Origin of the sequence: Chryseobacterium sp. YR221, from assembly GCF_900176315.1 — a bacterium.
GTDB lineage: Bacteria > Bacteroidota > Bacteroidia > Flavobacteriales > Weeksellaceae > Chryseobacterium > Chryseobacterium rhizosphaerae.
On sequence record NZ_FWXM01000001.1, the window covers coordinates 244,529 to 265,399 of the forward strand.

Annotated in this window: 20 protein-coding genes; 12 read left to right on the top strand and 8 right to left on the bottom strand. The window is 36.4% G+C overall.

The window, feature by feature from the left end:
• The first annotated feature begins 182 nt into the window (after nucleotides 1-182).
• Both B8967_RS01145 and B8967_RS01150 read left to right on the top strand, forming a co-directional pair.
• Nucleotides 183-2,336 (top strand): alkaline phosphatase PhoX, encoded by a 2,154-nt coding sequence (locus B8967_RS01145; RefSeq protein WP_084083970.1) that lies wholly within the window; start codon nucleotides 183-185, stop codon nucleotides 2,334-2,336.
• Nucleotides 2,337-2,386: 50 nt separating this feature from the next.
• Nucleotides 2,387-3,286, top strand: coding sequence for a leucine-rich repeat domain-containing protein (locus B8967_RS01150; RefSeq protein WP_084083972.1), 900 nt, complete (start codon nucleotides 2,387-2,389; stop codon nucleotides 3,284-3,286).
• 2 nt (nucleotides 3,287-3,288) lie between these two features.
• On the opposite strand, the gene B8967_RS01155 is transcribed toward B8967_RS01150, so the two are convergent.
• Nucleotides 3,289-3,612 carry a translation initiation factor gene (locus tag B8967_RS01155; protein ID WP_047495705.1) on the bottom strand — a complete coding sequence of 108 codons (324 nt, stop codon included), beginning with the start codon at nucleotides 3,610-3,612 and terminating at the stop codon, nucleotides 3,289-3,291.
• Between the two features lie 262 nt (nucleotides 3,613-3,874).
• On the opposite strand from B8967_RS01155, the gene gpmI reads away from it, so the two are divergent.
• From gpmI to B8967_RS01180, 5 genes are all read left to right on the top strand, one after another.
• Nucleotides 3,875-5,416: a 2,3-bisphosphoglycerate-independent phosphoglycerate mutase gene (gene gpmI, locus B8967_RS01160; protein WP_084083974.1), complete on the top strand. Its 1,542-nt coding sequence runs from the start codon at nucleotides 3,875-3,877 to the stop codon at nucleotides 5,414-5,416.
• A 149-nt stretch (nucleotides 5,417-5,565) separates the two neighbouring features.
• Nucleotides 5,566-6,543, top strand: coding sequence for an acyl-ACP desaturase (locus B8967_RS01165; RefSeq protein WP_047495699.1), 978 nt, complete (start codon nucleotides 5,566-5,568; stop codon nucleotides 6,541-6,543).
• Between the two features lie 97 nt (nucleotides 6,544-6,640).
• The gene (locus B8967_RS01170) at nucleotides 6,641-7,072 is read left to right on the top strand and encodes a BT0820 family HAD-type phosphatase (protein ID WP_047495696.1); all 432 of its coding nucleotides are present in this window, start codon (nucleotides 6,641-6,643) and stop codon (nucleotides 7,070-7,072) included.
• A gap of 144 nt (nucleotides 7,073-7,216) precedes the next feature.
• Nucleotides 7,217-8,026 carry a type I methionyl aminopeptidase gene (gene map / locus B8967_RS01175; protein WP_047495692.1) on the top strand — a complete coding sequence of 270 codons (810 nt, stop codon included), beginning with the start codon at nucleotides 7,217-7,219 and terminating at the stop codon, nucleotides 8,024-8,026.
• Nucleotides 8,026-8,793: a class I SAM-dependent methyltransferase gene (locus B8967_RS01180; protein WP_047495689.1), complete on the top strand. Its 768-nt coding sequence runs from the start codon at nucleotides 8,026-8,028 to the stop codon at nucleotides 8,791-8,793. Before map ends, B8967_RS01180 begins: the two co-directional genes overlap by 1 nt.
• Nucleotides 8,794-8,958: 165 nt before the next feature.
• On the opposite strand, the gene B8967_RS01185 is transcribed toward B8967_RS01180, so the two are convergent.
• The gene (locus tag B8967_RS01185) at nucleotides 8,959-9,291 is read right to left on the bottom strand and encodes a DMT family transporter (RefSeq protein WP_027375222.1); all 333 of its coding nucleotides are present in this window, start codon (nucleotides 9,289-9,291) and stop codon (nucleotides 8,959-8,961) included.
• Nucleotides 9,292-9,525: 234 nt separating this feature from the next.
• A complete protein-coding gene (locus B8967_RS01190) occupies nucleotides 9,526-10,089 on the bottom strand; it encodes a Crp/Fnr family transcriptional regulator (protein WP_047495686.1) in 564 nt (187 codons plus the stop codon).
• 331 nt (nucleotides 10,090-10,420) lie between these two features.
• Between B8967_RS01190 and era the strand changes: the two genes are divergently transcribed.
• From era to B8967_RS01205, 3 genes are all read left to right on the top strand, one after another.
• Complete coding sequence (gene era / locus B8967_RS01195; protein WP_047495683.1) at nucleotides 10,421-11,296, top strand: GTPase Era; 876 nt, start codon at nucleotides 10,421-10,423, stop codon at nucleotides 11,294-11,296.
• Nucleotides 11,297-11,363: 67 nt separating this feature from the next.
• Nucleotides 11,364-11,792, top strand: a complete 429-nt coding sequence (locus B8967_RS01200) for a DoxX family protein (protein ID WP_047495680.1) — start codon at nucleotides 11,364-11,366, stop codon at nucleotides 11,790-11,792.
• Nucleotides 11,793-11,937: 145 nt separating this feature from the next.
• A complete protein-coding gene (locus tag B8967_RS01205; protein WP_047495918.1) occupies nucleotides 11,938-14,340 on the top strand; it encodes an alpha/beta hydrolase family protein in 2,403 nt (800 codons plus the stop codon).
• A gap of 75 nt (nucleotides 14,341-14,415) precedes the next feature.
• Here B8967_RS01205 and B8967_RS01210 read toward each other — a convergent pair whose 3' ends face one another.
• Nucleotides 14,416-15,105 carry an HAD family hydrolase gene (locus B8967_RS01210; protein WP_084083976.1) on the bottom strand — a complete coding sequence of 230 codons (690 nt, stop codon included), beginning with the start codon at nucleotides 15,103-15,105 and terminating at the stop codon, nucleotides 14,416-14,418.
• A gap of 76 nt (nucleotides 15,106-15,181) precedes the next feature.
• Between B8967_RS01210 and B8967_RS01215 the strand changes: the two genes are divergently transcribed.
• The gene (locus B8967_RS01215) at nucleotides 15,182-15,745 is read left to right on the top strand and encodes a Crp/Fnr family transcriptional regulator (RefSeq protein ID WP_084083978.1); all 564 of its coding nucleotides are present in this window, start codon (nucleotides 15,182-15,184) and stop codon (nucleotides 15,743-15,745) included.
• A gap of 156 nt (nucleotides 15,746-15,901) precedes the next feature.
• A complete protein-coding gene (locus tag B8967_RS01220; protein WP_084083980.1) occupies nucleotides 15,902-16,405 on the top strand; it encodes a GNAT family N-acetyltransferase in 504 nt (167 codons plus the stop codon).
• A gap of 125 nt (nucleotides 16,406-16,530) precedes the next feature.
• Here B8967_RS01220 and B8967_RS01225 read toward each other — a convergent pair whose 3' ends face one another.
• The 4 genes from B8967_RS01225 to B8967_RS01240 all read right to left on the bottom strand — a co-directional run bounded on the left by B8967_RS01225 (nucleotide 16,531) and on the right by B8967_RS01240 (nucleotide 20,811).
• Complete coding sequence (locus B8967_RS01225) at nucleotides 16,531-17,358, bottom strand: GLPGLI family protein (RefSeq protein WP_084083982.1); 828 nt, start codon at nucleotides 17,356-17,358, stop codon at nucleotides 16,531-16,533.
• 90 nt (nucleotides 17,359-17,448) lie between these two features.
• A complete protein-coding gene (locus tag B8967_RS01230) occupies nucleotides 17,449-18,810 on the bottom strand; it encodes an MATE family efflux transporter (protein ID WP_047495659.1) in 1,362 nt (453 codons plus the stop codon).
• 100 nt (nucleotides 18,811-18,910) lie between these two features.
• A complete protein-coding gene (locus B8967_RS01235; RefSeq protein ID WP_047495656.1) occupies nucleotides 18,911-20,095 on the bottom strand; it encodes a sigma-54-dependent transcriptional regulator in 1,185 nt (394 codons plus the stop codon).
• Nucleotides 20,096-20,151: 56 nt separating this feature from the next.
• Nucleotides 20,152-20,811 (bottom strand): YggS family pyridoxal phosphate-dependent enzyme, encoded by a 660-nt coding sequence (locus B8967_RS01240; RefSeq protein ID WP_084083984.1) that lies wholly within the window; start codon nucleotides 20,809-20,811, stop codon nucleotides 20,152-20,154.
• Nucleotides 20,812-20,871: the final 60 nt, after the last annotated feature.

A 20,871-nucleotide genomic window follows, 5' to 3' on the forward strand; every position in this document is an offset into this window, starting at 1 on the left:
CTATAAGGTTTAGCAAAACGATTACCCCATAACCCCTTATCCTGCATTATTTAATGATAATTTAACTCCCTTAACATTGGGTTATTGATTAATTAATATTGACGGAACTATATTTAAAGTCCTATTAACAGAAGGGTAGTTCTAAAAAAATAGTTTTGCAACGTCTAATAAATCAAATTAAAATGAAGAGAAAATTACTCACATTGGGAGCTTTGGCCTTACTTGCCGGTTCCTCTGTTCAGGCGCAGACTTTTGTTTTTAATAAAAACTCGTCCTGGAGCTATAAAGACCTTGATCAGGCTCAGCCGGATGCATGGAAAACTAAAACATATGATATTTCTTCATGGGCCACAGGAAATGGTCCTTTAGGATATGGTGATCCTGTAACCACTACCATACATAATGGTGCTACAGGGCTTACCACGGCTTATTTTGCCAAAGATTTCACCGTTGATTTATCCACGCTTTCTGATCATATGGAATTGGGGGTAATGAGAGATGACGGAATTGTAGTATATCTTAATGGTGAAGAAGTCGTAAGAGATAATATGCCTGCTGGTGCTATCACTTTTAATACACTTTCAAGTACAATCGTTGATGGTGCTGCAGAAAGTGTATACAATGTTTTCTCTATTCCAAAGTCGAAATTTGTAAATGGAGTGAACAGAATTTCTGTAGAGTTACACAATAGAAGCACAGGAAGTTCTGATCTTAGAATTGATGCTTATTTAAAGACAATACCTGCCGCTACTACTTGTAACGGAACCCATATCAGCTGTTTTACATCTATCGTTCCTACAGCACAAACCAACAAGCTTATTATTCCTACAGCGCATAAGTACCAGCTTATCCTGAAAGAAGGAGATAATTATACTGAAGGAGGAGGATTCGTAGGAGGACAGAATGACTTTACAGCTTATGTTCCAAAAACCGGAAGCAGTACAAACGGATATCTTTCAGTAAACCATGAAACTAATCCGGGAGGAGTTACTATGGCTGAAATCAACTATAATGCTTCTACCAAACTTTGGCAGCTGACAAAATCCAGAGCTGTAAGTTTTTCAGATCCTAGTCTGGTACAGACGATCAGAAACTGTTCAGGAGGAATTACCCCATGGGGAACAGTGGTTACAGCTGAAGAATCTGTTACTTCCAGTGATGTGAACAATGACGGATATAAAGATTACGGATGGCTTGTGGAAATTGATCCTGCCACAGCTCAGGTGATTTCTAAAAATCAGGATGGAACTAAGGGTAAACTTTGGCAGATGGGAATCATGAACCATGAAAATGTTGTGATCAACACAGCCGGAACTGTTGCTTATTACGGAGAAGATGGAGGAACGCACATGGTATACAAATATGTAATGGATACTCCGAACAACCTGGCTTCAGGAAACCTTTATGTATTGAAATTAGATCAGGGACTTAGTACATCGGGAGATCCGGTGGGCACTACAGCAACATGGGTTCAGATTCCAAACAAAACTAAGGCTGACCAGAACAATACCAATAATCTTGCCCAAACATATGGAGGAACAAAATTCAATGGAGTGGAAGATGTAGATATCAGCCCATTAGACGGTAAGATTTACTTTACAGCAAAAGGATTAGACAAAGTATATCGTTTACAGGATAACGGAACTACGGCTTCTCAGGTGGAAACATTTGTGGGAGGAGCTTCTACATCATATTCTTTCAATACAGCTCAGGGAACCATGTCTGAAGCTTGGGGAGACGGAAATGATAACCTTACCTTTGATGAGCTTGGAAACCTTTGGGTTCTTCAGGATGGTGGGAAAAACTATATCTGGGTTATTGCTCCTGACCATACACAGGCTAATCCTAAAGTAAAACTCTTTGCTTCTATGCCGTCTGGTTCAGAACCTACAGGGCTTACATTCACACCTGATCACAAATTTGGATTCTTCTCTATCCAGCATCCGGATTCTACTATTTCTACAGATATTGACGCGACTGGAAATACAATCAACTATAAAGGAAAATCTGCAACAATTGTGATTGCACTTAAAGAAAACTTAGGAATAGAAGGATCTTTGGGAACTATAGAGAATAAAACTGCAGAAACTACAGTAAACGTAGCTCCAAACCCTACTTCAGGAATTGTTAAAATAAACTCTGAAAAAGGATTGAAAGATATTGCTGTGACCGCTTACAGTATGGACGGAAAAATTGTTTATACAAAGAAGTTTAACGGGTTAAACAAAGTATTGGACCTTGACTTCACATCACAGCTGGAAGCATCCCGTGTTTTAATTTTAAATATTGAAGCAGAAGGAGGATTCCAGAAGACGGTAAAACTTTTAAAGAAATAAATTATTAAACTTTTGTCTGCCGGTAGTATTGCCGGCGGACATTTTTATCTATGAAAAAATCGATACTGTTTATTTCCATTTTCTCTCTCGTTCTGGCAAAGGCCCAGATCGATCCCGTTAAATATCCTACCTTCACGAATATTGAAGATGCTTTAAATAGCAAAAAAGTAGTTTACAGTATGAGTTTCAGGGAAAAAGGATTATTTAATCTGCCTCCTGAGATCACCAGGCTGAATTCAATATTTTTTCTGAATATAATGGGTAATAAATTTGAAAAAATGGATCAGGAGCTGTTTGAACTCAAAGAATTGGAGATTTTGAATGTTAATGAAAACAGTATTAAATATATTCCGGATGAAATTGGCCAACTTACAAAGCTCACTACATTTTCTATCAATTTGAATAGCCTGACAAGCATTAATCCCAATGTAGCCAAACTTCAAAACTTAAAAGCCATTCATCTTGATGCCAATAACCTGAATGTTTTTCCGGAAGCATTGATGGAAATTCCGACATTAGAAGAAATTAATCTCCAGGGGAATCAGATCAGTTTTATTAGAGACCGTCTGGACCAGATTAAAAATCTGAAATTTTTAAATCTTTCTGATAATCAGATCAATGATCTTGGAAATCTGTCTTTTCCCAGAAATATAAAATATCTTGAACTTCAGCAGAATGCCATTACAAAACTACCGGAAAATCTATATAAATCTCAGCATCTGGAATTTCTGAATGTAAGTGATAATCATATTACCGAGATTTCATCCAAAGTAAAAGGATTAAAAAATATAGTCAGCATGAATCTGGCTCATAATAACCTGACAGATATTCCTGTAGAAATTAAACACTTAAAAAATCTTAAAACACTGATTCTTATAGGAAACCCTATAGAGAAATCTAAAATAGAACAATTAAAAACCTTATTGCCGGAAGCTCAGGTTTATTTCTAAACCTATCCGCCAACACGTTTGGTTTTATAGCCCATATCTTTAAGGATACTCATGATTTTATCACGGTTATCACCCTGAATGATAATTGTCCCATCCTTTTCAGAACCGCCTATTCCTAAGGTGGTTTTTATTTTCTTTGAAATTTTCTTCAGGTCTTCTTCACTGCCTTCCCAACCCTCAACTATTGTTACAGGCTTTCCGTTTCTTCCCTTTTTTTCAAATTTGCATACCAAAGGTTCTTTCTGCTTGAACTGTTCTTCAGGCATTTCAAAATCCTGCTCATCATGATCAGGAAAAAGATTCTTCAATTGATCTCGTAAATCCATACCGCAAAATTAAAAAGATTTACGGATTTATGAAGGGAATTGAAGCTGAAATTTTATGATAAAAATGATCTTTTTTCATTCGATAGAAATTCATCTGATCATTTCCCGAATTATTTAATACACCATGTCAAGGTTTTAAACCTTGACATGGTTGGATTACCTGCAATATCATCCTGACGATCAATAATCAATAAAATTCGAGCCTTCAAATTCTTCTATTCATCGGAAATTAGGTAAATTTGTAGTACAAAAGTTATACAAAATGTCGAAAAAAGCAATACTGGCAATCCTTGACGGATGGGGATTGGGAACCAACCCAAATGTTTCTGCCATAGATAAAGCAAATACACCATTTATAGACAGCTGTTATCAAAAATTTCCACACACAACACTTGAAGCAAGTGGTTTAGCAGTGGGACTTCCTGCAGGACAAATGGGAAACTCTGAAGTAGGCCACATGAATCTGGGCGCCGGAAGAGTAGTGTATCAAAACCTGGTAAAACTCAATATGGCCGTTGAAAACGGAACATTGGGACAGGAAAAAGTGATCCAGGATGCTTTTGAATATGCAAAAAGAGAGAATAAAAAAATACATTTTATAGGATTGGTATCCAATGGAGGAGTACACTCCCATATCAATCATTTAAAAGGATTATTATCTGCTGCCAAAGAATTCGGGTTGAACGAAAATGTATTTGTTCATGCTTTTACAGACGGTAGAGACTGTGATCCGCATTCAGGACTGGGATTTATAGATGAACTTCAGAAGCATATGGAAGCTACTACAGGGAAATTAGCCACAGTAGTAGGAAGATATTTTGCAATGGACAGAGATAAGAGATGGGAGCGTGTAAAATTAGCTTATGATGCTCTTGTGGATGGAGTGGGATTAGAGACTACAGATGCCCTGGCCGCTATTAAAGATTCTTATGATCATAATGTAACGGATGAATTCCTGAAGCCTATTATTTTAGTGAATACTACAGCTACAGGAAATGTAGTACCGGTAGCGAAGATTATAGATAATGATGTCGTGATCTGTTTCAATTTCCGTACAGACAGAGGAAGAGAAATTACAGAAGTTCTTTCACAAAAAGATTTCCCGGATTTTTCTATGCGTAAACTCAACCTTTATTATATTACGTTGACGAATTACGATAAAACATTCCAGAATGTTCAGGTTGTTTTTGACGAAAATGTGTTAACAGAAACAATGGGAGAGGTACTGGAGAAAAACGGAAAGTCTCAGATCAGAATTGCTGAAACGGAAAAATATCCTCACGTTACCTTTTTCTTCTCGGGAGGACGGGAGGAAGAGTTTAAGGAAGAAAGAAGATTACTTTGTCCAAGCCCGAAAGATGTTCCTACCTATGATTTAAAACCGGAAATGTCAGCCTATGATATTACCAATGCTATTGTACCGGAATTAGAAAATGGAACTGCCGATTTCGTTTGCCTGAATTTTGCCAATACAGATATGGTAGGTCATACAGGTGTTTTTGAAGCTGCTATAAAAGCTGCTGAGGTAGTAGATCAGTGCATTGAAAAAGTGGCAACAGCTGCTTATGAAAACGGATATGCTGTTTTTATACTGGCAGACCACGGAAATTCGGATGTAATGATCAATCCTGATGGAACTCCAAACACACAGCATTCTACCAACCTTGTCCCTTTTATCGTCATGGATAAAGACAATACCTGGAATTTAAAACCCGGTAAACTGGGTGATGTAGCGCCTACCATCCTTAATGTAATGGGTGTGAAAATACCGGATGCTATGACAGGAGAGGTTTTGATTAGTTAAAATTCAATAATATTCATAAAAAAATGCCGTTATAATGATATAGTGGCATTTTTTATGATATATATCAGATAAGGTATGACTTGCATACTTTATTATGCGTTAAATAATAAATAAATCATATCTTTGTTAATTAAAAACTGAATAGTAAAATGTATCAAAAGCTTGTTAGGAAAGAAGTAATGGGAATATTGGAAAAGGAAGTAGGTTCTTTTCTTGATAAATTTTTAACGCCAATTGAAAAAATTTGGCAGCCTTCCGATTACCTGCCAGATCCATCAAGCGATGACTTTAAACATGATTTAGAGGAAATTCAGACTTTTGCTCGTGAAATGCCTTACGACTTATTTGTAACTCTAATCGGAGACTGTATTACGGAAGAGGCTCTTCCTTCTTATGAGTCTTGGTTGATGGGAGTAGACGGAGTAAACCAGGAACAAAAAGTAGGTTGGGCGAATTGGGTAAGAGCTTGGACTGCAGAAGAAAACAGACACGGAGATTTACTGAATAAATATCTATACCTGTGTGGAAGAGTGAATATGAGAGAAGTGGAGATCACAACTCAGTATTTGATCAATGACGGGTTCGACTTAGGAACAAGTATGGATCCCTACAGAAACTTCATTTATACAAGTTTCCAGGAAACAGCAACTAATATTTCTCACAGAAGAGTTGGTACTTTGGCGAAGCAATCTGGAAACGGAAAACTGGCTAAAATGTGTGGGGTAATTGCTGCAGATGAAGCAAGACACGCTAAAGCATACAAACATTTCGTGGCTAAAATTCTTGAAATTGACCCTTCAGAAATGATTCTTGCCTTTGAAGATATGATGCGTAAGAAAATTGTAATGCCGGCTCACTTGATGAGACAGTCAGGACAAAAAGCAGGAGAACTTTGGGGACATTTTTCAGATGCTGCACAAAGATGTATGGTGTATACAGGTAATGATTATATCAATATTATGAAAGATCTGTTGGATGAGTGGAAAATTGAGCACGTAAAAGGTCTTACAGAAAAAGCAGAAAAAGCTCAGGAGTATTTAATGAAACTTCCTGCAAGACTACAGAAAATTACAGACAGAGTTTCTACACCGGATCTTCAGTTCCAGTTTAACTGGGTGAAGAGCTAAATTCTATAGAATTTTTTAAATTATAAAAGTATTGAGTGCCTTTCTTTTTGGCACTCTTTTTTATTTCTTATCTTTGCAAAGCTAAAAAAAGAACAAAATGTTAAATAATAAAAAGATTGCCGTTGACTTTGACGGAACGATTGTAGATGATGCATATCCGGCAATTGGAAAAGCGAAAATTTTCGCTTTTGAAACCTTAAAAAAACTTCAGGCAGAGGGATACAGACTTATCCTTTGGACATACAGACACGGAAAAACATTAGATGAAGCAGTAGAATTCTGCAAAAAAAACGGAGTAGAGTTTTATGCCGTAAATTCAAGCTTTGAAGGAGAAGTTTTCGATTCTGCAAATCAATCCAGAAAACTGGATGCAGACTGGTTTATTGATGACAGAAACTTAGGAGGATTTCCTGGATGGGGTGAAATCTACAATATTATTCAGGAAAGAATAGAATTCCGTGTAGAAGGAAGAGAAGTTCTTGCCTATTCAAAACTAAAAAAAGAAAAGAAAAAAGGACTTTTCTGGTAGAATAGAACTTAGTAACAGGACATTATAACGTCATTACTAAAAGTTTCTACGTATTATCAGAAGAGTTTATAGATCATGGGAAGTCAACCATTAGCACAAAGCTGTAATCGGACTTCCAACATCTAATCTAACATCTATACAACAATGATTCAATTAAAAACGATAGACGAACTGCGTCTTATGAAGGAGAGTGCCCGATTGGTTTCTAAAACATTGGGAATGTTGGCTAAAGAAATTAAACCGGGAATAAACACTTTATATTTAGATAAACTGGCTCACGATTTTATTAAGGATCATGGAGCAGAACCAGCATTTTTAGGATATGGAGGTTTCCCGAACTCACTGTGTATTTCTCCGAATGATCAGGTAGTTCATGGTTTTCCCAACAATGATATCGTACAAGAAGGCGATGTGCTTTCTGTAGACTGTGGGGTAATCCTGAACGGTTTTGTAGGAGATCATGCTTATACCTTTGAAATTGGTGAAGTAAAACCGGAAGTAAAAAAATTATTGAAGGTGAGTAAAGAATCTCTTTATAAAGGGATTGAACAATGTGTAAGAGGGAAAAGAATCGGTGATATCTCCCATGCTATCCAGGCTCATTGTGAAAAAGAAGGATATGGAGTGGTAAAAGAGCTTGTAGGACATGGTTTAGGGAGAAAAATGCATGAAGACCCACAGGTGCCCAACTATGGAAGACAAGGAAGCGGAAAAGTGATTAAAGACGGTTTGGCTATTGCTATTGAACCGATGATCAATCTTGGAACTGAAAAAGTGAAATTCCATAATGACGGATGGACTGTAACTACTTTAGATAACTTACCTTCTGCTCACTTTGAACATGATGTGGCTGTAATCAATGGTAAACCTGTGTTGCTTTCTACATTCCAATATATTTACGAAGCTTTAGGAATTCAAAGCGATGAAGAAAAGCAGTTCCAGCTGGATTTTTAATGAAAAAAATAACGAAACTTTTACTGAATAAAATTCCACGTCCGATGCTTATCAAAATGAGCATCTGGGCGAGGCCGCTTATTTATCAGTTTTTTAAAGGAGATCAGTTCTTTGATCCTATAGACGGAAGGTCATATCGGAAATTTCTGCCTTACGGGTATGGAAAGCAGAGAGAGAATGCTCTTTCTCCGGGAACACTGAGCCTGGAAAGACACCGCCAGATGTGGCTTTACCTTCAGAATGAAACTGATTTTTTTATTAAAAGCTATAAAGTTCTGCATATTGCTCCTGAACAGGAATTTCTAAGGAAATTTAAGAGGATGAGCAATCTGAATTATATTTCAGCGGATTTATATTCCCCGATTGTAGATGTAAAGGCGGATATCCTGAACTTACCTTTTGAGGATGAAAGTTTTGATATTATCTTCTGTAATCATGTTTTGGAACATATTGAAGATGATGCCAAAGCAATGAGTGAATTGTACAGAGTAATGAAACCCGGAGGATGGGGGATACTTCAGGTTCCAATGAAAAATTCATTGGAAAAAACCTATGAAGATTTTACCATTAAAGATCCGAAAGAACGCCAGAAACATTTTGGGCAGTATGACCATGTCCGCTGGTATGGGATGGATTATTTTGATCGTTTGCAAAAAGCAGGTTTCGAAACAGAAGTGAATTTCTATTCTCAGAAATTTCCCCAGGAAGAAATCAAAAAATACGGATTAAGAGAGAACGAAATCTTACCGTTGGTTTTCAAAAAATAAATAAGACCTGCCTATCTTTGGCAGGTTTTTTTATGGATAAGCTAAAAATAATGGAAGCTGGAAATGTTGAAGATAAGTGTGAGAAAAGCGAAACCGCCTTCATATAGAAGACGGTTCCATTTTTAAATATAGATAGAAGTTTATGTGCTTTTTTAAGGTCGAATCTTAATGTGAAGAAGAAACAGCTTTCAATCCTACTACAGAACCGATAAGCGTTACAATAAAAAATACTCTCCAGAAGCTTACAGGGTCCTTAAAGAAGAAAATTCCCATTAAAGCTGTTCCTACAGCTCCAATTCCTGTCCATACGGCATAAGCCGTTCCGATAGGCAAGGTCTGAGTGGCTTTGATAAGCAAAAGCATGCTTATAGTCATCGTGATCAGAAATCCGGTATACCAAAGGTACATTTCCGTTCCTGATGTTTCTTTTGCCTTTCCCAAACATGACGCGAAGGCAACTTCAAATAATCCTGCGATAACTAATATGATCCAATTCATTTTTGTTAATTTTTCTACTGCAAATTTCAGAATTTTAAAGCAAACAAAATTTTACAATTGTTAAAAAATGAGATCGGGGGATATTATACAGAAAGAAGTCGGAGACTGGAAGAAGGAAGTATATAGATTTTGTAAAGAATTGATTTCAATCTTCTGGGATTGAGGAATATGATGAAAAAAGTTGAGTACCTGAAATAAGAAAAGGATGGACTTGTAGCTTACTCCCTCTCTAAGCTACTTGATCTCTGCCCGTATCCGGCTCAGGCTTACCTGAGTAATTCCGAGGTAAGAAGCAATATAGCCAAGCTGAACTCTTTTGAGTAAGTCAGATTGATAAAACATAAGATCTTTATAGCGCTCCAAAGATGTTTTAAACTGTCTGGAAATAATCAGTTCCTCAGATTTGATCATTTCAGCTTCCGCCAATTTTCTTCCCCAGTTGGCAATGTGGATATCCTCATTGAACAGTTTTCTTAAACTTTCGGTTTCCAGCTGGTACAATTCGCAGTCTTCCAGCAGTTCAATACTCTCGTAACCAGGCTTATCCTCTACATAACTTTTCATGGAAAGGATACACTGGCCTTCACTCCCAAACCAAAATGTAATGTCATTTTCTGAAGTACTGGCATAAGCACGGGCAATACCTTTGCGGATAAAATAAAGGTAAGGGATTACTTTATTGGCTTCCATCAGGCAAAAACCTTTAGGATGAGAAACTTCGGTAATATGTTCTTTTAAACTTTTTTTTGAGGCTTCAGGAAGGAGGTAAATCTGATCAAGAATCTGGTCTATATTCATACATATGAATTCTAATATTCAAAAGTATCGGTTTTAAGTAATGTAATGCAAAATAATCCTATAATTTTTTTGAAATATAAAGAAGAATAAAAGTTGATAAAATTCTTGATGTATTATATCCTTGGGATGATAGTCCATTGGCTGATCTAATGATTAATCGGATGCCTCAATAAGCAGAGGAATATCATTTTTCTTATCAGGTTCCCCTTAAAAATTCTTTTTTGTAATGCTGCATAAAGCCAAATAAGTCTCTTTTTTCTTTTTAAATATGGAGATTCACTCTAAGACCAATTTTGTTTTTACTAACTTTGCAGTTCGTAATAATATTTTTATGCACAAAGCAGGATTTGTAAATATAGTTGGAAAGCCCAATGCCGGAAAATCGACTCTTCTTAACCAGTTGATGGGAGAGAAGTTAGCGATTGTAACGCAGAAAGCGCAGACAACGCGTCACAGAATTTTTGGGATTTATAATGAAGATGATCTGCAGATCGTATTTTCTGATACTCCGGGAGTATTGGATCCAAAATATGGTCTTCAGGAAAAAATGATGGATTTTGTAAAGGATTCTTTGCAGGATGCTGATGTGTTCTTATTTATTGTAGATGTTACTGATAAAGCAGAACCATCAGAGTTTTTAATAGATAAACTGAATAAAATTCCTGTTCCTGTCCTTCTTTTACTGAATAAAGTTGATCAGACTACACAGGAAGGACTTGAAAAATTAGTAGAAGACTGGCACAATAAAATTCCGAAAGCGGAGATTCTTCCAATTTCTGCACTGAATGCTTTCAATACAGAGGTTATCTTGCCTAAATTAAAATCTTTACTACCCGAAAACCCGCCTTATTATGATAAAGATCAGTATACGGACAAGCCGGAAAGGTTTTTCGTGAATGAGGCTATTCGTGAGAAAATTCTTTTGAATTATGATAAAGAAATTCCTTACTCTGTAGAAGTGGTTACAGAACAGTTTAAAGAAAAAGAAGGAATTATTTTTATAGATTCTATTATTTATGTAGAAAGAGATACCCAAAAAGGAATTATTATTGGGCATAAAGGTGAGGCAATCAAGAAAGTAGGGACTGAAGCACGATTGGATCTTGAAAAATTCTTTTCCAAGAAAATTCACTTGAATTTATTCGTAAAAGTGAAAAAAGATTGGCGAAAGAACGACAGAGATTTAAAAAACTTTGGTTACAGATAGACTAAAAAACGCTGTAATCCCGTTGTATTAAAAGATTTTTATTACCTTAGTCTAAATTTTTTAGTAAATGAACTATACTGATTCAAATTCCAGCTCAATACTTAAAGATATTATTTTATTTGCAGTGAGAGTTTTTGTAGGTTTTGCAATGCTTTCTCATGGGTTTCCAAAGCTTCAGATGTTATTGGAAGGCGGTAAAATTGAATTTTTTGATTTTATGGGATTAGGACCTCAGATCTCCCTGATTCTTACGGTATTTGCGGAATTTGTTTGTTCAATCTTACTGATATTAGGACTTTTCACAAGAATCTCTTTAGGATTTCTGATCTTTACAATGGCTATTGCGGGCTTTTTTATTCATGGCGCAGATCCTTTTGAAAAGAGAGAGCTGAGTCTTATTTATCTTTCCGTGTATCTTCTGCTTATGGCATTTGGTGCAGGAAAGTTTTCAGTAGATCATATGATAGAAAAGAGAAAACGGGCTTCAGATTGGTAAGCTGATTTCAAAAATAGATATAAAAGAGCATTGTTTAATGCTCTTTTTTTATTTCCAGTATCGATATAGTGGGATTTGTAAAGGATCTTGTGAGTGAGTGTTTAAAAATTTATTAAAAATCACTAAATTCGTGAAAAATGATTTTATGAAGATAAAACTGACTATTTGCCTTCTGGCATTTCTCAATTTTTATGATGCACAGGAAAATATTACGTATCAAAAACCCTCTGCAGAAATCCTTAAACTTGCAGACTATGATAGGCCGCCTGGTGTTCTGATGAACAACAAAAAAGACTGGGTTGTTTTTATGTATCGTCCCACTTATAAGACGCTGAGCGATCTTAGCCAGCAGGAGATGAAATTGGGAGGGCTGAGGATTAATCCCGTTACCAATATTGCAAGTACTGCCAATTACCTGAATAACCTTAAAATCAGGAAGATTAATGATAAGAATGAGGTTCAGGTAAAGAATTTGCCGGCAGATGCTAAAATTACATATACTTCATTCTCTCCGGATGAAAAAAAACTGGCTTTTACCAATACTACCGCTAAAGGAGTGGAGCTTTGGATTGTAGACATGGAAACAGCTACTGCCAAAAAAATTACCGGAGATGTTTTGAATGCCAACCTGGGATCACCCTATGTATGGTATAATGATTCCCAGAGCTTATTAATTAAAACCCTTCCTCAAAACAGACCTGCTTTAATTGATTCCAGCAAGGATCTTCCAACAGGACCTATTGTTTCTACTGCTGATGGAAAAGTATCTCAGAACAGAACATACCAGGATCTTTTAAAGAATCCGCAGGATGAGAAGAATTTTGAGGTTCTTACCGCTTCTGAAGTATACAGTGTTGATCTTAACGGAGGTCTTAAAAAAGTAAAAGATCAGGATATGTATACCGGCTTAAGCTTTTCTCCTGATGGAAATTATTTAATGGCAACCGTTATTAAGAAACCATTCTCCTATATTGTTCCTTTAAGCAGATTTCCAATAACAACAACGGTGTACGATATAAAAGGAAACGCTGTAAAAGTGGTGAATGAAGTTCCCCTGAATGAGATTATGCCGAAAGGTTTTTCATCCGTAAGAACCGGAAAAAGAGATCTGTCATGGAGAAGCGATGCGCCTTCAACGCTGGTGTTTGCTGAAGCACTTGATGGAGGAGACCAGTCTAAAGCTTCAGAATACAGAGATGAAATCTTTATGTGGGAAGCTCCGTTTACTGCCGCTCCAAAATCATTCTTCAAAACAAAACAGAGATATGAAGATGTAAACTGGACCAATGATCATTATGCCGTAGTTTCTGAAGGCTGGTATGATACCAGAAATACAAAATCTTTCCTTGTTGATTTTAATAACAATGAATCCAAAATAATTGAAGACCGAAATTATCAGGATGTTTACAGTGATCCGGGGAAATTTAATAGAGTAAAAAACCAATACGGAAGATCTGTTATAGATCTGAAAGGAGGTAAAGCTTATCTTATTGGGGACGGATTTACAAAAGATGGACAACATCCTTTTATTGATGAGATGGATGTGAAATCACTGAAGAAAAAGAGATTGTATACTTCCAACCTTAAAAATACGAAAGAGAGTATTATTGATATTCTGAATCCTTCAAAAGGAGAGATTCTAACCACTCAGGAATCTCCAAGTTTGTATCCGAACTATTTTAAAAAGAATATTAAGTCTAATAAAACAGAAACGGTAACGCATTTTGCCAATCCTTTTGAGAGTATTAAAGATGTTTATAAAGAAGTAATTACCTATAAAAGAAATGATGGCGTTACTCTGACAGGAACACTTTATTTACCGGCAAATTATGATAGAAAAGCGAAGAAAGAAAAACTTCCTCTGTTAATTTGGGCTTATCCTACAGAATATAAAGATAAGAATACCGCAGGGCAGAATACCCAAAATCCAAATGAATTTACCTTCCCGTATTACGGTTCTTTCGTATACTGGACAACAAAAGGATATGCTGTTTTGGATGATGCTGCTTTCCCAATTATTGGTGAAGGAAAAACTGAGCCTAATGATACCTTCATTCCTCAGCTGGTAGCCAATGCCGATGCTGCCATCAATGCTGTAGATCAGTTGGGATATATCGACAAAAAGAAAGTGGCTGTTGGAGGACATTCCTATGGAGCTTTCATGACGGCAAATCTTTTGACACATTCCAATCTCTTTGCCTGTGGTATTGCCAGAAGTGGAGCGTATAACAGAACGCTGACACCTTTCGGATTCCAGAGTGAGCAGAGAAATTACTGGGATATTCCGGAGATCTATAATACCATGTCTCCGTTTATGAATGCAGATAAAATGAAAACACCACTTCTTTTGGTGCATGGGGATGCAGACAATAACCCGGGAACTTTCACATTGCAGACGGAAAGATATTTCCAGGCGCTGAAAAACCTGGGAGCGCCGGTTAAAATGGTTCTTCTTCCAAAAGAATCACATGGATACCAGGCGAAAGAAAATATCTTACATCTTTTATGGGAGCAGGATCAGTTCCTTGAAAAATGTTTGAAGAAATAATAAAAAGGAAGGCTGTTGAAAAACAGCCTTCCTTTATGTATAACAGGATTATAATAAATGAATTATTACCTTATCCTAGAGGTATTTCAGAATTTCGTCAATACTTTCCAATTCCATGAAATTGGGATGTTCTAAATTAACATCATGCTGTTCATGGCTCCAGGTAACATGGTAAGGAATATGGGCTGCCGATCCTCCAATTTCAAGTACCGGTAAAATATCTGATTTTATAGAGTTTCCAAGCATTAAAAAGTTCTCCGGCTGGCAGTCAAGATGCTTCAGTAATTTTTTATAATCATTCTCTTTCTTGTCACTCATGATTTCAATATGATGAAAAAACTCCTGTAATCCTGAATTTTTTAATTTTCGCTCCTGATCCAGCAGATCACCTTTAGTGGCAACAACCAGTCTGTATTTTCCTTTCAGGCTTTCGAGGGTTTCTGTAACCCCATCCAGAAGTTCAATAGGTTTTTGCAAAAGGCTCTGTCCCAGCTCAATGGCTTTGTTCACTAGCTGCAGGGAAGCGGTGTTGTTGGTAACTCTGCCTATCGTTTCAATCATACACAGCATAAATCCCTTTACCCCATATCCATATAAATGCAGATTTTGCATTTCAGTTTTAAACAATTCCTGCGATACGGAATGCTGCGGCAGATAGTCCTCAAGAAGTACACAGAATTCTTTTTCTGCTTCCTGAAAATAAGGTTCATTGATCCATAGGGTATCATCTGCATCAAAGGCAATGGTTGTTATGTGATTATTCATTTTAGTTTTGTAATTTTCTGTCGACAAAATTCAGCATAAAAAATAAATCAACCAAGGACATTTGTCCCGGACCAGCATGTTAAGAACGAATCATACATTTTTAAACTATCTCGAAGATCTATACACAAAACAGGAGAATAAGGAAGATATTGCAGTGAACTCTTTTTCCAGAGGAGAAAAAATAACAGTACAGGGTGAGCAGCTCTCCAGGGTTATCCTGATTAAAAAAGGAGTGGTCAAATGTTTTTTAATGGAAGAAAACGGGAAAGAATATATTGTTGAATTTTTGGGAAGCGGAGAAATTATCGGGGAAGTAGAGGTGATCAAAAATACCAATTGTTTATGCAGTGTTGAAGCCCTATCAGAAGTAGAGGTTTATGCAGTGGGTATTCCTTTTTTCAGGTCCTTGATTAAAAATGATCTCCGTCTGAATAACTTACTGTTGGAATCCTTCGCAGAACGGATTATTAATACTTCCAGCAGAGCTTCTTATCAACAGCTTTACACCACGGAACATACTTTAACCCAGCTCATAAAAATGCAGGAAAAACAAGGTATTCAAATTTCTAAAGAAGATATGGCGGCTTATCTGGGAATAACGGTAAGAAGTTTAAACAGGATTTTAAAAGATTTGAAATAGAAGAATATTAAGTTATATAAGTTTGTTTTGAAATTTGTGTTGAAATATTTAGGGGTTCGTTTTATTTAAGTGTTGAAATCTGAAAATAAGCTTTATTTATTAAGGGGTGTTTTTAAAATTTAGTATTTTTGTATTGAAAAAGTTGAATCAAGATCAATGGAAAAATTAAAGTTCAGAAATGCTGAGAGGGCTCATTTAAATAAAATTGTGGCCATTTACAATTCAACAATTGCTTCAAGGATGGTAACTGCAGATGTAGAAGAAGTTTCCGTGGAAAGTAAGCAAGAGTGGTTTGAGGAGCATAACCCTGAAACAAGACCGCTGTGGATCGTTCAAGATGCTGAAGACCAGATCATAGGATGGGTAAGTTTCAGCTCATTCCATGAAAGAGCGGCGTACAGCGGAACAGTAGAGGTAAGCATTTATCTGGATGAAAGCTGCAGAGGAAAAGGCTATGGAAAAACAATTCTTGAGTATTGTATTGATAATGCTGCAAAATTTGGAGTACATAATCTCGTGGCACTTATTTTCCTTCATAACGAACCCAGTTTAAGGCTATTCCGACACTTCGGATTTGAAGATTGGGGAACCCTTCCCAATGTAGCCATTCTGGATGGAATCGAAAGAAGTTTAAAGATTCTTGGGAAAAAGATTGGATAAATATTGACAATAGTCAAAAATCTTTGAGAAAACAATCCTAAAGTATATCAATTAAAATCAGTTGTTTTTTTAGTAAGAAACAACTGATTTTGTTTTATAATGGGATTACTTCTTTAGATAAAGTATTATTTACTTTTGAATACCGGTTCCTTATCCTTTTCAATATAGATATACCGTCCTTTAATGCCTTTCTGAAGCATCTCTTTTTTCTTATTAAGTTCTTCGATAGATTCTACGCTTTCATTTTTAAAAGTTGCTTTTTGCCCGTTTTTTATTTTTTCTGAAAACATTCTCGTAGGATTTTGGTAAATATCTGCAATATATGTATTGAATTTTTCGTTCGTTATAGGAATGGCAGGTTTTCCATAATGGGTTTCCACAAATTCCTTGGTATCATAATAAGTATCAAGTTTCTTATTGTTGATCAGTTTATACACAAAATTTTTGTCGGTATCTTCCAGGATAAAGATCAATCCCGGAAGTCCACGGAATTTATAAGGACCTTCCTTGATATTCACATCATTGGAGAACCAGGCGTTCCAGGTTCTGCCTCCAAAATCTGTGGTAGCTTTCTGAAGTGTATAGCCGTTGTATTGCTGGGTTTCCTGCAGCAGCTTCCATTTCATTTCATCATTTGTTTCTACAACAAAATAATCAAAAAAGTCTCTGTACCATTTGTTTTTGAAAGAATCGGGTTTTCTTTCGATGACCTGGTCGGTTTTTGTACTGTAGCGGGAAACGGCTTCATGAGCCTGTTTGTTTATAGAGTCATAATCGGCAAAGGTTTTATCATAAAATGTAACAGATTTTGGATTGATATCCAGATTCATCATATTTTTTCTGTATTCTTCTGAAGCATCTTTCCGGTACTGAAGTTCATAGGTGAATCTATTGGTTTGCCCCTGGTAAAAAGATCCTGCGGATAAAGTAAGCAGGAATAATATTTTTTTCATGATGATTAATTAGCGGAGGCAAATGTAACAAAATCTAATAAAAAAAACGCAGAGCTTTAAGCCCTGCGTTGATGTTTTCATACGTTTTATTTATGTATTCTGCTTAATTCTTTTTGCAGACATATTTAAAAATCGTTTGACAAGGAAAACGGCTGAGACCGTTAAGCCTAATCCCAGAGCAATCCACATTCCGAAAGCTCCCATTTCTAACGTTACACAGAAGAAATAGCCTAGAGGAATGGTAATGACCCAATAGGCTATAAAGGTGTAAATAGAAGGTATTTTAACGTCCTGTAAACCTCTCAGCATTCCCAATGCCGTTACCTGTATCCCGTCAGAAAGTTGGAATAAAGCGGCAATGATCATTAGTTTTGAGGCCAGGGTAATCACTTCCACCTCTTCTTTTTTAGTAAAGAAAGTTGGCAATATATTTCTTCCTAAAATAAAGACCAGTCCGCAGATGCACATAAAAATAAAGGCGATCTTCAAATTATTGATTCCCACTTTTCTTAATTCCACAAAGTTCTGTTCACCAAGTTTTCGTCCGATCATTACCGTAGAAGCAACACTGAAACCTACACACAAGTTGAAGGTAAATGAAGCCATACTAAGGGCAATCTGGTGTGAAGCAATATCATGAGCGGAAATAAGTCCACAGATGAAAGCTGCCCCAGCGAAAGCCGTTACTTCAAAGAACATCTGTAAAGCAGTCGGTAAGCCTAATTTTATCATTTTATCGAACATTTTCTTTGAAAAATCCTGGATTTTTAAAGAGAAATCTTTGATATAACGTTTGGTTCTTTCTTCTTTAATCAATACAAAATAAAGAAAAACAACCATAAATATTCTGGAGATCAGTGTTGCCAGAGCAGATCCTTTTACACCCATTGGAGGAAAACCCCAAAGTCCTTTAATAAATACATAGTTCAAAGCAATATTGATGATATTGGCAATGATAGTAGCTTTGGTAACCCCAATAGTATAAGACAGCCCTTCAGAAACCTCACGGAGAGTCTGAAAAGCCATGAAAGGGATCATACTGATGACCATAATACTTAGAAAATCCACTGTATCAGGGATGATCTTTGCGGGTTGCCCGGAATGGTAGAGTAGTGGCATTGCCAGGAGTAAAACCACCATCAGGATAATTCCTACGGACATATTGATCACAAACCCATGACTGAAAACAGAGTTAATGGTTGCGTGATCCTGCTTTGAATGTGCTTCTGATACCAACGGAGGTATGGCAAATGAAAACCCAAGTGCCAATACAAAGATTGAGAAAAATACGGCATTTCCTAATGAAACAGAGGCTAGTGCATCCGCTCCTAAAAGTTTTCCGACAATAATATTGTCAAATAAATTTACTGAAACTTGCCCTACCTGAGTAAGCATAACAGGCAGAGCCAAAGTCAGGCATTCTTTCGTATATTTTTTGTTTAAAAAGTTCATAATATTTTAAGATTCATATAGTTTATATTCAAAATAAGTCAAAAAAAAAATTTGCAGTATGGATACTGCAAATTTTTATATATTGTAAATAATAATTCAATTATTTCCTTACAAAACTTGCAACGTCACTTTCAGAAACAGAGTTTCCTCCAAGAATAATTAACCTCTCCACCACATTCCTTAACTCTCTGATATTTCCAGTCCATGAAAGCGCTTTTAACGCTTCAATAGCTTTATCATCAAATTTTTTCACAGCAGTACCGTGTTCATCGGCAATCATACCGGAGAAATGGTCAACTAATAATTTGATATCTTCTTTTCTTTCGTCCAATGGTGGAACGTAAATTTCTATAACAGAAAGCCTGTGGTAAAGATCTTCTCTGAACTTTCCTTCCTCAATTTCTTTCTGCATATTTTTATTGGTTGCCGCAATTACTCTTACGTCAACTTTTATTTCCTTATCACTTCCTACAGGAGAAACTTTGCTTTCCTGAAGAGCTCTCAGTACTTTAGCCTGAGCAATAAGGCTCATATCCCCAATCTCATCCAGGAAGATAGTACCTCCGTTTGCCTGCTCAAATTTTCCCTGCTTATCCTTAATAGCACCGGTAAAAGATCCTTTTACGTGTCCGAAAAGCTCAGATTCAATAAGTTCAGAAGGAATAGCAGCACAGTTTACCTCAATCATCGGTCCCCTTGCACGCTCACTTTGGTTGTGAATGGCGTGAGCTACCAACTCTTTTCCGGCACCGTTAGGTCCTGTAATCAGTACTCTGGCGTCCGAAACAGCTACCTTTTCGATCATATCCTGAATCTTCTGCAAAGCAGGAGAGGTTCCGATCATCTGGTACTTTTTATTTACTTTTCTCTTTAATGTTTTGTTCTCCGTCTGAAGATTTTTGTTCTCTTTCTTCAGGGTTTCCTTTACCAAAGCGTTTTTCACACTGGTGATCAGTCTGTTGATGTCAATAGGTTTGGAAATAAAGTCGTATGCACCCTCTTTAAGGCAGGAAACAGCAGAATCAATATCTGCGTGACCCGAGATCATAATAAAAGTAGTTTCAGGCTTTAAGGCGAGACTTTGTTTCAAAAGCTCGGTTCCTGAAAGCTTAGGCATCTTAATATCAGAAATCACTAAAGCGAAATCTTCTTTTTCTACCTGCTTGTAGCCTTCAAGGCCGTCTTCAGCGATAACAAATTCATATTCGGTAAGTTCATCAGAAAGAATACTGTGAAGTACTCCCGAGATTGCTTTTTCGTCTTCTACTATAAGGATTTTTTGCATAGTTGCAAATTTAAATTTTTTGTTTCAATTATTAGCAAAAACTGTACCTAAAAATTCTATTTTGAATAATCTCTTCTTCCAAAAATAGCCGATCCTACTCTTACTGAATTGGCACCACATTCAATAGCTACCGGGAAATCATCACTCATACCCATTGATAAGGTTTTCAATGATTTTAGTTTATTTAATTCATCAAAAAGGCCTTTTAAGGTTAAAAATTCTTTTCTTACCTGTTGTTCGTCATCGGTGAAAGTAGCCATTCCCATTAAACCGGTAATTTTGATATGAGAATATTGACCATCAATATACTGTTTAAAAAGGTTTTCAGCTTCATGAATTTCAAGTCCGAACTTGCTGTCTTCAGCGGCAATTTTTATCTGCAGCAAAACCTTGATGATCCTGTTATTCTTTCCGGCCTCTTTATTGATTTCGGATAATAATTTTTCAGAATCTACACTTTGTACAGTGTCTATAAAAGGAGCAATATATTTTACCTTGTTGGTCTGTAAATGCCCAATCAGATGCCATTGAATATCATCAGGAAGTAAAGGGGATTTTTCCATTAGTTCCTGAACTTTATTTTCGCCAAATACTTTTTGCCCCAAATCATAAACATCCTGTATGGCTGAAACAGGATGTGTTTTGGAAACAGCAACCAGCTGTACACCTTCCGGAAGCCGGTCTTTTATCGTCTGATAATTTTCTTTAATGCTCATAAATGCAAATTTCCGAAATTTACTTGACAGTTTCTGCCTATAGATTAATTTTAGGCTATA